We start from the raw sequence: 14,090 nt of genomic DNA, 5'->3' as shown, positions 1-14,090 counted from the left end.
AGCCCGCGTCCTAGGTTGTGGACGGGGCGCGCCGAACGAGCGGCCTCAGAACGGAGAAACAATGATGAAGAAGTCGTGTGCCGTCGCCGTTCTCGCCGCCTTCGGGCTGGCGGTCGGGGGCGCGAGCACTGCTTTCGCGGGCGAGTCCACGGGGAGCGGAAAGACGACCCCGATCGCGCAGTACCGCGCGAACTCGATCTGCTCCTTCTCGGGTCAGAACCCGGAGCGTTTCCTCGATCCGAGCGACCCGAACTACGAGCCCGGCCACACCCAGTCGTGGGGCCAGATCCCGCAGGCCGACCGCGCCTTCCTCCGCACCATCGGGCTGTCCCCGGGCGATGCCTGCAACGGTCACACCGGCGAGCTGGCGGAGCCGTAGGGCGAAGCCTTCCGCGCCGAGGCCAGGTCCGGATCCGGCGATCCGGGCCTGGCCTCCCGTGCTGGGCACGCGTGGAGCTCAGCCGGTGGGGCCGGCGCTCCGGAACCCCGGTGGGTTGGCCGGCTGCACGAGGTCGGCGAGGACGCCGAAGTGGTCGCTGGCCCACACCCCGTCCACCGGACGGTCGAGGACGCGCTGACAGTGGGCCACCCGCAGCGTCGGCCCGTGCAGGGCGCTGCGCACGAGGACGTAGTCGATCCTGCGCGTCACCGCGGTCGCGACCTCACCGTCGCGCACCAGCGGGTTGGCCAGGTCGAAGGTGTACCCGGGCTCGTCGGGATGGGCGTACTCCCAGGCGTCCTGGTAGCACACGCTGAGACCGTCGACCGCCCGCCGCCCGCGCCAGAACGACACGCTGGCGGAGTCGGGGGTCGCGTCGAAGTCCCCGAGCACGACGGCGTGGACGTCCCGGGACCCGATGTGCTCCTCCAGGGCTCGGGCCACGAGGACGGCCTGCCGCTCGCGCTCGTCCTCGAACGGGAAGGGCCAGCTCGGCTTGTGGTGGGCGACGACGACCGTCCCCACGGGCGTGTCCACCTCGATGATCGCGGCTGCGCACCACGGGAGCGTGGCGCGGGCGCGTTCGCTGACGTGCAGGTCGATCTCGGCGACGAACCGGTGCGGCCAGCGGGTCGCCAGCGTCCCGGCCACCCCGCCACCGGTCCGGGAGAAGTGCGTCAGGTGGTAGCCGCGCCCGAGGATGTGGCCGAGGTCGGCGTCGATGTCGAGCGGGACCTCCTGCAGGGCGATGACGTCCGGGGCGAGGTCGCGGACGGTCTCACCGAGGAGCCGGTGCCGACGGCTCCAGTCGGGGTTGTCCGGCCCGTAGGCGTTCATCGTCATGACGCGCAGACGGTCCGCTTGCGGCGTCGGCATGCAGCCCCCTTTCCCGCTGGCGGCGTCAGAACCGCTTGGCCTCCGGGATGATCCGGTCCCCGATGAGCTCGAGCCAGTCGGTGCGCGAGCCGTCGAGCACCCGCAGGTGCAGGTGTTGCACGCCGAGGCCGGCGAGGTCGCGCAGGTGCTCGAGGATCGCGTCGACGTTCTCGCCGTCCGGCCCGGGGTCGAGCGGTCCCATGACCGTCTTGGTGATCTCGTCGTAGTCGCGCCCGAGGCGCTCGCAGTGCTCGCGGAGCACGTCGAGCTTGTGCGACAGGTCCGGGGAGTCGAACAGGTTGCAGGCCTGGGCGTACTGCGCCACCATCCGCAGCGTCTTCCTCTCCCCGCCTCCGCCGATCATGATCGGCGGGTGCGGGCGCTGCACCGACTGCGGCGAGTTGAGGGTGCGGCCGAGGCGGTAGTGCTTGCCCTCGAACGGCTCCTCGCTGTCGCTCCACATCTGCAGGCAGATCCGGAGCGTCTCCTCGAGGCGCTCGAACCGCTCGGCGGTCGAGGGGAACGGCAGGCCGAGGCCGACGCACTCCTCCTCGTTCCAGGCGGCGCCGATGCCGAGCCAGGCGCGTCCCTTCGACAGCACGTCGAGGGTCGTCACCTCCTTGGCGAGCAGGCCCGGCTCGCGGTAGACGGCCGCGGTGACCCACGCGAGCAGCTCGATGCGCTCGGTGACGCCGGCAAGGAAGCCGAGGGCGGTGTACGCCTCGAGCATCTCCTGCTCCTTGGGGCCGACGGGACCGATCTGCCAGACGTGGTCCATCACCGAGAGCTTGGTGAAACCGACGTCCTCGGCGGTGCGGGCGGTGCGGACGAGGTCGTTGACGAAGGTGCCGGGGCCGCCGCTCCACGTGAAGCTGGCGAGGTGCAGTCCGAGGTCCATGTCCTGCACACTACGTCGCGGCCGGCTCCCTGCGCTTCCAGCGATCTCCCACCTGCTCCCGGGACCGGGGGATGATGGATGGGTCCGCGCGGACGGATCGGGAGGAGGAGCCGTGGCATCGGTGGACGTCGAGGTCGAGACGGTCATCGCCCGTCCCGTCGAGGAGGTGGCCGCGTACGCGGGCGACCCGTCGAACGCGCCGGAGTGGTACGCGAACATCTCCTCGGTGCGGTGGCGCACGGCGCCGCCGGTCCGCGTCGGCAGCCGGCTGGACTTCGTCGCGCGCTTCCTCGGCCGCCGCATCGCCTACACGTACGAGGTCGTCGAGCTCGAGCCGGGTGGGCGGCTCGTCATGCAGACGGACGGCAGGCCGTTCCCCATGCGGACGGTCTACGCCTGGGAGGCCGCCGGCGACGGCGCGACGCGGATGACGTTGCGCAACGTCGGCCGGCCGTCGGGTTTCGCGGCGGTCGGCGCCCGCCCGATGAGCGCCGCGATGCGCTCGGCGATGACGAAGGACCTCGAACGGCTCAGGCGTCGTCTCGAGGCGCCGTGACCTGCGCCCCCTGCACCGGCGGCTGGGCGGACCAGGGGAAGACGACCCACCGGTCGGTGACGCGCCACACGTAGTCGGGCGTCACCTCGGAGCGCGGCTTGCCGTAGAGCACCGCGCTGCGCGCCTCGGCACCGTGCCGGCGCAGCAGGTCCATGACGAGGGTGAGGGTGCGGCCGGAGTCGGCGACGTCGTCGACGACGAGGATGCGCCGGCCCGTCAGGCTCTCGGTGTCGAGGTGCGGGGCGAGCAGGACCGGGTCGGGCAGCGTCTGGTCGACGTCCGTGTAGAACTCGACGTTGATGGCGTCGGTCAGCTTGAGGCCGAGGGCGTAGGCGAGGCCGCCACCGGGCAGCAGGCCGCCACGCGCGACGGCCACGAGGATCTCCGGGCGGAAGCTCGACGACGCGACGAGCTCGCCGAGCTCGCGGCAGGCCCGGCCGAAGCCCTCCCACGTCAGCACCTCCTTCTCGTCGAGCGTCGAGGAGTCTGCGTGGTAGGCGAGCGTCATGGCCTCGACCCTAGCCGCGTCGTCAACGGGCCGTGACCGTCCGGCCCCGGGCCGCCGGAGGACCCGGCCGGGCGTCGGGGAGACTGGCGGGGTGAACAGCGCACCCCGCCGGCCCGGTCCGTCTCGACGCTCGCAGGTGGCCCCGTTCGAGGTCATGGACGTGATCGACCGGGTGGCGGTGCTGCGCGCGCAGGGTCGGGACGTCGTCTCGCTCTGCGCAGGGGAGCCCTCGCGTGGGGCGCCCTCCCTCGTGTCCGAGGCGGCCGCGCGCCTCCACGCGTCCGGGCGCGCGTTGACGTACACGTCGGCCCTCGGCACCCACGAGCTGCGCGCCGAGATCGCCGCACACTACGGCCGCTGGTACGGGGTCGAGGTCGACCCGGCCCGGGTCGCGGTGACGACCGGCTCGTCCGGCGGCTTCGTCCTCGCCTTCCTCGCCGCCTTCGAGGCCGGAGACCGCGTCGCGCTGGCGCGGCCGGGCTACCCGGCCTACCGCAACATCCTGCGGGCCCTCGGCTGCGAGGTCGTCGAGATCGACTGCGGCCCCGACACCCGCTTCCAGCCGACGCCGCAGCTCCTCGAGGCGGCGCAGGCCCGGGGCCCGCTCGCCGGGCTCATCCTCGCCTCACCGGCCAACCCGACGGGCACGATGGTCGACCGCGCCGAGCTCGCGGCCGTCTCGGCGTGGTGTGCCACGAACGGCGTCCGGCTCGTCAGCGACGAGATCTACCACGGCGTCACCTACCCCGAGCCCGGGGCCGCCGACCCGCGCGGGGTGTGCGCGTGGGAGCTCGGCGACTCGGCGGTCGTCGTCTCCTCCTTCAGCAAGTACTGGGGCATGACCGGGTGGCGGCTCGGTTGGCTGCTCCTGCCCGGCGACCTCGTCCGCACCGTCGACGCGCTTGCGGGCAACGTCGCCCTGTGCCCGCCGGCGCCGGCCCAGTACGCGGCCGTGTCCGCGTTCGCGGAGGAGTCCTACGCGGAGTGCGACGAGGCGGTGGCCGAGTTCGCCCGCACCCGGAAGCTGTTGCTGGACAACGCCGCTCGCCTCGGTTGGGGTGGGTCGGCGCCGCCTGACGGCGCCTTCTACTACTGGGCCGACCTCGGACCGCAGCTCGAGCGCTGGGGTGGCTCGCGTGCCTACGCGTCGGCGCTGCTCGAGCAGGCCGGCGTCGCCGTCACGCCCGGAGTCGACTTCGACGACCGGGCCGGCGAGCACTCGGTGCGCCTCAGCTTCGCCGCCGGCAGCACCGCGGTCGGCGAGGCGATCGACCGGATCGAGGCCTTCCACGCGCGCTGACCCAGGGCCGCACCTCACACTCCGGTGCGCAGACGCGTCCACCGGGTGTGAGCAGCCACGTCACCATCGACCCCGCGATCCTCTACCTCGGCACGCCCGTCGTCCTCGTGTCGACGACGAACGAGGACGGCAGCGCCAACCTCGCGCCGTTCTCCTCGGCCTTCTGGCTCGGCCACACGGCGACGCTCGGGCTCGGCCTCGCCTCGCACACCTTGGCCAACCTGCGGCGCACCCGCGAGCTCGTCGTGAACCTGCCGAGCCAGCACCAGGTCGACGCCGTCGACCGGCTGGCCCTGACGACGGGAGCCGAGCGGCTCTCGGCGTGGAAGCAGGCGGCCGGCTACCGCCACCACCGTGACAAGTTCGGCCTCGCGGCGCTGACCCCGGTCGCATCGGACGTCGTGACGGCGCCCTACGCGGCCGAGTGCCCGGTGGCGCTGGAGGCCTGCGTCGAGTCGGTCCACGAGACCGACCACGCGCTCGTCGTGGCCCAGGTGGTCCGCGTCCACGTGCACCCCTCGGTCCGCGCGGACGGTCACGCCAACCGCATCGACCCCGACAGGTGGCGCCCGCTCGTCATGAGCTTCCAGCGGTTCTACGGCCTCGGCGGGCAGCTGCAGCCCTCCCGCCTCGCCACGGTCGACGAGGAGCACTACCGCTGAGCGCCCGCGGGGCGCCCCGGGCTGGTCTGCGGTTCGCCCGCGTGGGGCCCCTGTCGGGTCTACCGTCCCGGTATGGGCTGGTTGTCTGACGTGCTCGGCGCCGTGCGCGCCCGGCTGCGCCCCGGCCACCCGGACCGCCCCGGTACGCCACCGCTCGAGCCGGTGCCACCCGGCCAGCTCGCCACCGTCGACGCCCTCGTGGCCCGGATGCGCGAGGTGGACTCCGCGCTGCCCGCCGGCGACGGGGTGCGCGCCTTCAGCGGCATGTACCTGCGCGTCACCGAGCTCGTCCGCGACCGGCTCTCCGAAGGGTGGTTCCGGGACGCCGCCACGATGACGCGGCTCGACCTCGTCTTCGCCGGGCTGTGGCTCGACGCCGTGGTCGCCCCGACCCCGACCGACGCGTGGCGCCCCCTCTTCGAGGCCCGCACGCGACGTGACGTGCTCGCCATCCAGTTCGCGGTCGCCGGCATGAACGCCCACATCAACCACGACCTGCCCGTCGCCGTCGTGCGCACCTGCCGCCAGCTCGGCCTACGGCCGGACAGCCCGGGGCTCGAGGAGGACTACCAACGCGTCACGCTGCTGCTGGCACAGGTGCAGGACGAGGTGCGCCGCTCGTTCCTCGACGGCCTCGCGCTCGAGGTGGACCAGCGCGTCGCCGGTCCCGTCGCCGACCTCGTCGGCACGTGGAGCATCGCCCGGGCCCGCGACGCCGCGTGGACCAACGCCGGCGTGCTGTGGTCCCTGCAGGGCGTCGAGCCGCTGTGCGGCGACTACCTCGCGACGCTCTCGCGGACGGTCGGCCTCGCCGGGCGCCAGCTGCTGACCCCGCTCGCACCCCTCGCCTGAGCCCGCGGTCGGCCCCGGCTCGTCGCTGCATCTGCCGTCGGGCTTCCCGTCGAACTTCCGGTCGGCTGCATGTATCACGCGTCCGGTTCGCCCCTCTTTGTCCCCGGACGGAGCGAGACCCCGACGGTCCTGCCCCGCCGCGCGGCCGCGATGACGTGGCCCGTCCACGATCTCCCAGGGGAGTCCCACGAAAGGAAACCGAGATGGCCGACCAGAGGTCCACCTCCGGGCAGGGCGCCAAGCGCCGGCCCAGCACCGACGTCGCCACGCAGCAGGACGCGGCCGCCGAGGGCGCCGCGCTCGCGACGCGGACGGCGTCCGACATCGCCGAGCGGGCGCTCGCGGGCGACCGCGGCCTCGACCGCGCACCGTCGACGAGCTTCACGAGCGAGCTGAACAACATCGACTTCCGCAAGATGATCGGCGGGCCGCTCCAGGCCGCCGTCGACGCGCAGGTCGCCTCGTCGCTCGCGACGATCGACTTCATCAACAAGGTCGGGTTCAGCGACGACGGCGCCGGCAAGCGCGAGCTCGTCATGGTCGACTTCACCCACACGCGCAAGGACGTCGACTCCGAGGGGCACGAGGTGTCCAAGGACGTGGCCCTGCGCGTGCCGCTCCTCGCGATGCTGCCGATCCCCTCGCTGCGGATCGAGCAGGTCGTCGTCGACTTCAACGTCAAGCTCAACTCCGTCGAGAAGCTCGAGCACGTCCGACGACCTGGGCGTCAACGCCGAGGTCAAGGGCGGCTGGGGCCCGGTCAGCTTCAAGGTGTCCGCGTCCTACCAGCGCAAGACGGCCACGAACGTCGAGGTCAAGAAGGAGTACGCCCTCAACGTCAACGTCAAGGCCGTCCAGGACGAGATGCCGGCCGGCCTCGAGAAGGTCCTCGGGATGCTCGCGGCCTGACCGCGAGATCCCTTGCACGACAACGCAACACAACGCACGACACGCTGCTGGTTCGACGAGACGACACGACAGGAGGCAGGTCCGTGGCCGAGGTCACGCTGGGCGACTACACCGGGTACATCCTGCTCGAGATGATCAGGGCCCGCGAGATGGCCGACCACTACTCGAGGGTGGTGGCCGAGAGGTACGCGGCCGACGAGGTGATGCGTCACTTCGCGGTGCCCCGGTTCAAGGTGCCGAAGATGGACCTGACGATCCCCGTGCTCATCTCGGGTGCGCGGTTCACGCAGACGCTCCGCTTCGACATGACCCTCGAGGACTTCGTCGCGGCGATGCAGCAGCGGGCCGCGGAGGCCCGGGCGCGGCTGGTCAGCCCGCCGCTCCCGGGCTTCCCCGGCAAGGTCGGGCCGGTGATGCCCGACAAGCTCGACATCCCGATCCTCCTGCCGCCCCAGCCCGTCCCGGTGGACCGGGAGGCAGGGCGGGGGCTCGGCGACGTCAAGGCGCTCGCGGTCGAGTTCCACGAGCAGCTCGTGGCCAACCCGGACCCGCTGCGTCCCGACACCATCGTCGCCGTCATGTGGAGCCGCATCTTCTGGGCGGCGATCGACGCCGAGTCGACGCCGGGTGGCCTCGGCAGCACCGACGCCCTGGCCACCGACCCGCGCGAGCAGCTGCTCGCCGAGACCGGACAGGAGGTGCTCGAGCTGGTCCGGTCCCGCACCGTCATCGACAAGACCCAGATCGACAACCTCCTCATCAACCCGGAGACGAACGTCGTCAAGAACGGCAGCACCGACTCGAGCGTCTTCACCGTGTCGGCAGAGCTGCTCGAGGAGGCGTTCTACCTGCGCTCGGTCACCGACGAGTCGGGCGCGACGTCGACGATCGTGGAGTTCGAGTGACATGCAACCGTTCCTGCACGACCGGATCAACCGGTTCGAGGGCCTCCTCGAGTCCTCGACGACGGCGATGCGCGCCTACGTGGGCAACGACCTCGGGTACGCCGACGTCGTCGGCGAGCACCTCGACGGCGCCGCCGAGGCCTACCGCGCCATGAGCTCGCCCGACGCCGAGAACGCCCTGCGCGCCCTGGCGGCCGAGCTGGCCGCGGCCCGACGGGGCGTCGACGCGGCGTCGGCGACCCGCGTCGAGACGCGCCGGCGGGAGTTCGAGCGCTCCGTGGCGCTGCGCTCGCTCCTGTCGGCCGGCGAGCGGCTCCGCGACGACCTCGGGGCGGCCCAGCGCTCGCTCACCGAGGCGCGCGAGCAGCTCGCCCCCGTCGTCGTCTTCGCGCTCGACCACGGCCTCATGCCCGCCGGGTTCGGCACCCCGACCCAGGACGAGCTCGAGAAGCTGTGGCAGGCGATCCTCCAGCGGCCCGAGAGCCGCGGCACGGCGCAGATGCTGGCGATGCGCCTCTCGCAGCACGACCTCGTGCTGCTGCTCGCCGACCTGCTGGTCAGCGCCGGAGTCCGCGGCTAGGACGTCCGGCGGACGCCCGCCCGCAGCCCGCGCCGTGGGCGGGACTCAGGCGGCGGCGGCGGGCAGCGAGCGCGACGCGGGCGGCGTGGCGTCGAGCAGCGCCTCGGCCGGCGCGCCGACCGGAGCTGCGGGCGTACGCCGCATCGCGGCCCGCAGCCGCCACGCCGCGTACACCGCGAGCAGGCTCAGGCCGACGTGCAGCGCGAGGAACCCGTTCGTCAGGCCCAGACCGAGCAGCGCACCGGCGACGAGCGGGCCGAGCGCCGAGAACGTCGTCTGGATCGCCGTGAAGGTGCCGAGCGTCGTGCCGACGAGCCCGGTGGGCGCCAGGCTCGCGGTGAGCGGGTTGAGCACGGGTGCGTACATCGTCTCGCCGACGGCGAAGACGCCGAACGTCGTGACGAAGAGGGCGGCCGCGACCGGCGGCGAGACGAGCTGCGCGGTCGAGAGCACGACCCACGCCAGCGTCCAGACGCCGCCGACGACCATGAGCAGCGAGCCGGCGGCCCGCCGTGCGGTGAGCCGCACGACGACGACCTGCAGCGCCACGATGACGATGCAGTTGACCGCGGCCGCGAGGCCGATGGCCGACTCGTCGACGTCGAGGACCGTCAGGGCGTAGGCCGGCAGGCCGGACTCGAACTGGGCGTAGAAGCCGAGCGCGAGCGTCACCGTGACGACGGCGGTCCAGCGCAGGGCGGGCACCGCGAAGACCCGGCGCAGCGCCTCGACGGTGCTGACGCGTGCCTCGCACTCCTCGGGGGCGACGTCCGCCTCGACCTCGGCGGGCGCGCCGATGCCCGCGATGCGGATGATCGCGGCCGACAGGGCGAAGCCGACGCCGGCGGCGACGAAAGCCAGCGTCATGCCGTCGGTGCGTGACAGGTCGACGAGCTGGCCCGCGACGAAGGCCCCGACGGCCATGCCGATCGCCTCGGCCGTGAACTTGTAGGCGAAGACCTTGCGGCGGTCGGCGTGCCCGGCCCACCGCAGCACGAGGACCGACGCGGCCGGCGTCGAGGCGGTCAGGCCGAAGCCGAAGACGAACATGCCCACGAGGAACGAGGGCGCCGTGTCCGCCCAGACGAGGCCGGCCACACCGGCTGCCGCGAGCAGCTTGGCGAGGACCGCGACGAGCACCGGGTCGAAGCGGTCGCTGAGGCGGCCGGCGAACGGCGCGGCCACGAGGGCGCCGACGGAGAAGAGGGAGCTGGCCAGGGCCGCCGCGAGGGGGCCCCAGCCGCGGGTGTTCGCCGCGTACGCGTACTGGTAGGGCAGCACCGTGCCCCATCCGAGCATGCCGACGGAGGAGGCGAGGACGAGCAGGCGCGTGCGCATGGGTTTCACACCCTTTCCGGGTCGCAGGTCGAGGCTGTGTGCGGTCGCGGACGCACCTCGGCGTGCAACGCGACTTCGGACTCGAATATTTCGAACTGGAAGTTCGACCTCGAAACTCTAGCACCCCGCCCGGGGGATGGAACAATGCCTTTCCATGGCGACCCGACGACGCAGGAGCGCGGCCCAGGAGCACGCGGCCGACGTCGCGCTCTACACCGCCGCGGGCGGCGAGGAGTCGGTGCAGCGCGTCATCACCGGCGTCTATGCCGTGACGAGGAAGCTCGACCAGTGGTACGTGCGCCAGTTCGCCGACCTCGACCTCACCCAGGGCGAGTGGGCGGTGCTGGCCGGGCTCGCCCGCGCCGGTGACGCGTGCCTGACCCCGAGCCAGCTGGCCGACCTCGCCAACGTCGCCCCCTCGTCGATGACGCACCGCCTGGACAAGATGGAGGCCCGCGGCCTCGTCCGGCGCCGGCCCGACGAGTCGAACCGCACCCGCACGCTCGTGTCGCTGACCGACGATGGCTGGACGCTCTTCCGGGCCGCCGTGCGCGAGTCGAACGTCGTCGAGAGCGACACCCTCCGCGGCCTGAGCGAGACCGAACGCCACGAGCTCGGCCGGCTGCTCGAGATCGTCATCGCGGACCTCGGCGACATCGAGGCGTGACCGCGTGCCCACCCCACCGGAGTCACCGATGAGCTACCGCCGGCCCGTCCCCACCATCGGCGACCGCACGTCGGCCGCCGAACGCGCCCAGGCCCCCGACGCGTGGGCCCTGCGCGACGACCTCGCCTCCCTCGCGCGCGTCATCGGAGCGCGCCGGGACATCCGGCGGTTCCGGCCCGACCCCGTCCCGGAGGAGGTCCTGGAGGCGGTCCTGCTGGCCGGCCACCGGGGACCCAGCGTCGGGCACAGCCAGCCGTGGCGGTTCGTCGTCGTCACCGAACCCGCCACCCGCGACGCCGCCGCGCTGATGGCCGACCGGTCCCGGCTGCGGCAGGCCGCCGGCATGGCCGAGGAGTCGGCGCGCGGCCTGCTCGACCTGCGCCTCGAGGGCATCCGCGAGGCCCCGGTCGGCGTCGTCGTCGCGTGCGACCGCCGCACCCCGGCCGCGGGCGTCCTCGGCCGCGCCACCTTCCCCGACGCCGACCTGTGGTCGTGCGCGGCGGCGATCGAGAACATCTGGCTGACGGCGCGCGCCCACGGCCTCGGCCTCGGCTGGGTGACCCTCTTCGAGCCGGCCGAGCTCGCGACCCTGCTCGGCCTGCCGGACGGCGTCGAGACCCTCGGCTGGCTCTGCCTCGGCTGGCCCGACGAGCGTCCGCCCGAGCCGGGCCTCGAGCGCGCCGGCTGGTCGCGGCGCCTGCCGCTCGAGCAGGTCGTCATGCGCGAGCGCTGGACCGAGACCGAGGCGCCCGTCTCGCACCTGCGCGCCCCCGCCCAGGACGCGGTGGTCGGTGCACGTGACCGGGCCGACGACCTGCTCACCGCGCCCGGCTCCCTCGGCGCTCTCGACGCCGTCCTCGACCGGGTCGAGGCCCTCCCCGCACCACGAGCCTGGACCGGGCGCGGCACGCTCGTCGTCGCCGCGGCCGACCACGGCGTCACGGCGCACGGCGTCAGCGCCTTCGACGCGTCGGTGACGGCCGACGTCGCCGACGCGACGCGGGCCGGCACGTCGATGGGGGCGGTGGCCGCCCGGTCGGCCGGGCTCGACGTCCTGCTCGTCGACGCCGGGGTCGGCTGCGCCAGAGGCGATCTCGTGACGACCGACGCGCTCGACGCGGACACCTTCGCCGAGCTGGTCTCGCTGGGCCGCGAGCACGGCCGGCGTCTCGCGCCGTCCGGGCCCATCGCCCTCGGCGAGGTCGGCGTCGGCAACACCACCGTCGCCGCCGCCCTCGCCGCAGCGCTCCTCGGCGTACCCGCGTCGGAGGTCGTCGGGCGCGGGTCGTCGGCCGACACGGCGATGGTCGAGCGCAAGCGCGAGGTCGTCGACCGGGCCGTGGCCCGGGTGACCGGGGCGGCCGGCGTCGGCGCGGCCGACGGCGCTGTCGACGCCGTCGACGCCGTCGACGCGGCGGAGGTGTTCCGGCGGCTGGGCGGTGGAGAAGCTCGCCGTGCTGCACGGCGTGGTGCTCGGTGCCTGCGGGGCCGGTGGCGTCGTCGTGCTCGACGGGCTGGCCACCTCGGTCGCCGCCCTCGCCGCCGTCCGGGTCGAGCCGGCCGTCGCGGCGCACCTCGTCGCCGGGCAGCGCTCGCGCGAGAGGGCGCACGCCCTCGTGCTGCGCGAGCTCGGCCTCGAGCCCCTTCTCGACCTGCGGATCCGGGCGGGCGAGGGTGTCGGCGCGGCCCTCGCCACCGGGCTGCTGCACACCGGTCTGGCCCTGCGCCGCGAGGTCGCGCGCACCGGCGCCGGCTGAACGCGCGCCCGTCCCGGGTCGGACGCGTCACCCCCCACCAGCGCCGACCCCCCTGCGGGCGGCAGACTGGGCCCCGACCCGCCGCGGGGTCCTCACACGGCAGGAGGCCGCATGCTCTACTCGCTCGGAGACCGGACGCCGAGCGTCCACGACACCGCCTGGGTCGCCCCGAGCGCCGAGGTGCTCGGCGCCGTCGAGCTGCAGGCGGGCTCCAGCGTCTGGTACACGGCGGTGCTGCGCGCCGACGTCGAGCCGATCGTCCTCGGCGAGCGGAGCAACCTGCAGGACGGCGTCGTCGTGCACACCGACGCCGAGCACCCCACGACCATCGGCTCCGGCGTCTCTGTCGGGCACCGGGCGGTGCTGCACGGCTGCACCGTCGGGGACGACTGCCTCGTCGGCATGGGCGCCGTCGTCCTCAACGGCGCCCGCATCGGTGCCGGCAGCCTCGTGGCGGCCGGGGCGGTCGTGCCCCAGGACACCGTCGTCCCGCCTCGCTCGCTCGTGGCCGGTGTGCCCGCGTCGGTGCGCCGCGAGATCGACGACCCCGGCCTGTTGCGCATCCGAGCCAACGCCGAGGTCTACGTCGGCCTCGCCGAGCTGCACCGCTCGGCCCGCGTCATAGGCTGACCCACCCCGTGGATGGTGACCGAATGACCCCTGCCGGACCCGAAGCCGGACCGCTGTGCGACGTCCTCGTCGTCGACCTGACGCGCGCGCTCGCCGGCCCGCACGCCACGATGATGCTCGGGGACCTCGGTGCTCGCGTCGTCAAGGTGGAGGCGCCCGGTCGGGGCGACGACACCCGCGGTTGGGGGCCGCCGTTCGTCGGCGAGGAGGGGCAGCGGGAGGCGACCTACTTCCTGTCGGCCAACCGCAACAAGGAGTCGATCACCCTCGACCTCAAGGACGCCGCCGACAAGGACGTGCTGCTCGCGCTCGTCGACCGGGCGGACGTGCTCGTCGAGAACTTCCGCACCGGCGTCCTCGAGCGGCTCGGGCTCGGGCTCGAGGCCCTCATGGCGCGCAACCCGCGGCTCGTCGTCCTGTCGATCACCGGCTTCGGCCACGACGGGCCGGAGGGCGGGCGTGCCGGCTACGACCAGATCGCCCAGGGCGAGGCCGGGCTCATGTCGCTGACCGGTTCCGGGCCCGAGGACCCGCAGCGTGTCGGCGTGCCCATCGCCGACCTGCTCGCGGGCATGTACGGCGCGTACGGCGTCGTCGCGGCCCTCAACGAACGGCACCGCACGGGACGCGGCACGCTCGTGCGGACCTCGCTCCTCGCGTCGGTCGTGGGCGTCCACGCCTTCCAGGGCACCCGGTGGACCGTCGCGGGCGAGGTCGGCCGGTCCGCCGGCAACCACCACCCGTCGATCGCGCCGTACGGCCTGTTCCGCTGCCGCGACGGGTCGGTGCAGATCGCCGTCGGCAGCGAGGGCCTGTGGCAGCGGCTGTGCACGGCCTTCGGGCTCGACGCGTCGGGCGAGGGCGTGGCCACCAACGCCGAGCGGGTCGCGCACCGCGACGAGGTCATCGAGCTGGTCGAGGCGGCCTTCGCCGACTGGGACGCCGAACCCCTGCTCGCCCGGCTCGCCGAGGTCGGCGTGCCCGCAGGCAAGGTGCGCACCCTCGACGAGGTGTACGGCTGGGACCAGACCGTCAGCCAGGGTCTGCTCGTCGACGTCGAGCACCCGACGCTCGGCCGGATCACGCTGCCCGGGCCACCGCTGCGGTTCTTCGACGCCGGCGGCAGCGAGGTGACCCGCCGCGAGCACGCGGCCCCGCCGACGCTCGGCGAGGACGGCGCGGCCATCCGCGCCTGGTTGCAGGAGGGGTGACG

Annotated in this window: 15 protein-coding genes and 1 pseudogene; 12 read left to right on the top strand and 4 right to left on the bottom strand. The window is 73.7% G+C overall.

Annotated features, from left to right (window positions below):
- Window positions 1–61 precede the first annotated feature (61 nt).
- Window positions 62–379 carry a hypothetical protein gene (locus AC1VM9_RS06575; protein ID WP_483121904.1) on the top strand — a complete coding sequence of 106 codons (318 nt, stop codon included), beginning with the start codon at window positions 62–64 and terminating at the stop codon, window positions 377–379.
- Window positions 380–457: 78 nt separating this feature from the next.
- Here the strand turns inward: AC1VM9_RS06575 and AC1VM9_RS06570 are convergent, their stop codons facing one another.
- A complete protein-coding gene (locus tag AC1VM9_RS06570) occupies window positions 458–1,315 on the bottom strand; it encodes an endonuclease/exonuclease/phosphatase family protein (RefSeq protein WP_481343242.1) in 858 nt (285 codons plus the stop codon).
- Window positions 1,316–1,340: 25 nt separating this feature from the next.
- Window positions 1,341–2,213, bottom strand: a complete 873-nt coding sequence (locus AC1VM9_RS06565) for an LLM class F420-dependent oxidoreductase (RefSeq protein WP_481345674.1) — start codon at window positions 2,211–2,213, stop codon at window positions 1,341–1,343.
- A gap of 112 nt (window positions 2,214–2,325) precedes the next feature.
- Between AC1VM9_RS06565 and AC1VM9_RS06560 the strand changes: the two genes are divergently transcribed.
- Complete coding sequence (locus tag AC1VM9_RS06560; RefSeq protein WP_481345673.1) at window positions 2,326–2,769, top strand: SRPBCC family protein; 444 nt, start codon at window positions 2,326–2,328, stop codon at window positions 2,767–2,769.
- Here AC1VM9_RS06560 and AC1VM9_RS06555 read toward each other — a convergent pair.
- A complete protein-coding gene (locus tag AC1VM9_RS06555) occupies window positions 2,744–3,277 on the bottom strand; it encodes a phosphoribosyltransferase (RefSeq protein WP_481343239.1) in 534 nt (177 codons plus the stop codon). The genes AC1VM9_RS06560 and AC1VM9_RS06555 overlap by 26 nt on opposite strands.
- A gap of 91 nt (window positions 3,278–3,368) precedes the next feature.
- On the opposite strand from AC1VM9_RS06555, the gene AC1VM9_RS06550 reads away from it, so the two are divergent.
- The 5 genes from AC1VM9_RS06550 (at window position 3,369) to AC1VM9_RS06530 (ending at window position 8,485) form a co-directional block, all read left to right on the top strand.
- A complete protein-coding gene (locus AC1VM9_RS06550) occupies window positions 3,369–4,577 on the top strand; it encodes an aminotransferase class I/II-fold pyridoxal phosphate-dependent enzyme (protein WP_483121901.1) in 1,209 nt (402 codons plus the stop codon).
- A gap of 47 nt (window positions 4,578–4,624) precedes the next feature.
- Entirely contained in the window at window positions 4,625–5,239 is a 615-nt protein-coding gene (locus tag AC1VM9_RS06545) for a flavin reductase family protein (protein ID WP_483121899.1), read from the top strand.
- Between the two features lie 72 nt (window positions 5,240–5,311).
- Window positions 5,312–6,091, top strand: coding sequence for a DUF5995 family protein (locus AC1VM9_RS06540; protein ID WP_481345670.1), 780 nt, complete (start codon window positions 5,312–5,314; stop codon window positions 6,089–6,091).
- 203 nt (window positions 6,092–6,294) lie between these two features.
- A complete protein-coding gene (locus AC1VM9_RS06535) occupies window positions 6,295–7,905 on the top strand; it encodes a DUF2589 domain-containing protein (RefSeq protein WP_483121896.1) in 1,611 nt (536 codons plus the stop codon).
- Between the two features lies 1 nt (window position 7,906).
- Window positions 7,907–8,485, top strand: a complete 579-nt coding sequence (locus tag AC1VM9_RS06530) for a hypothetical protein (RefSeq protein ID WP_481345668.1) — start codon at window positions 7,907–7,909, stop codon at window positions 8,483–8,485.
- Between the two features lie 45 nt (window positions 8,486–8,530).
- On the opposite strand, the gene AC1VM9_RS06525 is transcribed toward AC1VM9_RS06530, so the two are convergent.
- Window positions 8,531–9,823 (bottom strand): MFS transporter, encoded by a 1,293-nt coding sequence (locus AC1VM9_RS06525; RefSeq protein WP_483121894.1) that lies wholly within the window; start codon window positions 9,821–9,823, stop codon window positions 8,531–8,533.
- Between the two features lie 154 nt (window positions 9,824–9,977).
- On the opposite strand from AC1VM9_RS06525, the gene AC1VM9_RS06520 reads away from it, so the two are divergent.
- The 5 genes and pseudogenes from AC1VM9_RS06520 to AC1VM9_RS06500 all read left to right on the top strand — a co-directional run bounded on the left by AC1VM9_RS06520 (window position 9,978) and on the right by AC1VM9_RS06500 (window position 14,088).
- Complete coding sequence (locus AC1VM9_RS06520) at window positions 9,978–10,490, top strand: MarR family winged helix-turn-helix transcriptional regulator (RefSeq protein ID WP_481343368.1); 513 nt, start codon at window positions 9,978–9,980, stop codon at window positions 10,488–10,490.
- A gap of 28 nt (window positions 10,491–10,518) precedes the next feature.
- Window positions 10,519–11,802 (top strand): annotated as a pseudogene (gene bluB, locus AC1VM9_RS06515) (5,6-dimethylbenzimidazole synthase); the annotation flags it as partial.
- A 190-nt stretch (window positions 11,803–11,992) separates the two neighbouring features.
- Window positions 11,993–12,247, top strand: coding sequence for a nicotinate-nucleotide--dimethylbenzimidazole phosphoribosyltransferase (locus tag AC1VM9_RS06510; RefSeq protein ID WP_483121891.1), 255 nt, complete (start codon window positions 11,993–11,995; stop codon window positions 12,245–12,247).
- A 111-nt stretch (window positions 12,248–12,358) separates the two neighbouring features.
- Window positions 12,359–12,877 (top strand): gamma carbonic anhydrase family protein, encoded by a 519-nt coding sequence (locus AC1VM9_RS06505; RefSeq protein WP_483121890.1) that lies wholly within the window; start codon window positions 12,359–12,361, stop codon window positions 12,875–12,877.
- A gap of 23 nt (window positions 12,878–12,900) precedes the next feature.
- Complete coding sequence (locus AC1VM9_RS06500) at window positions 12,901–14,088, top strand: CaiB/BaiF CoA transferase family protein (RefSeq protein ID WP_483123976.1); 1,188 nt, start codon at window positions 12,901–12,903, stop codon at window positions 14,086–14,088.
- Window positions 14,089–14,090: the final 2 nt, after the last annotated feature.

The sequence above is a fragment of the Monashia sp. HAY1-11D genome, assembly GCF_056868035.1.
This window is presented reverse-complemented; position numbering and strand designations above follow the sequence as displayed.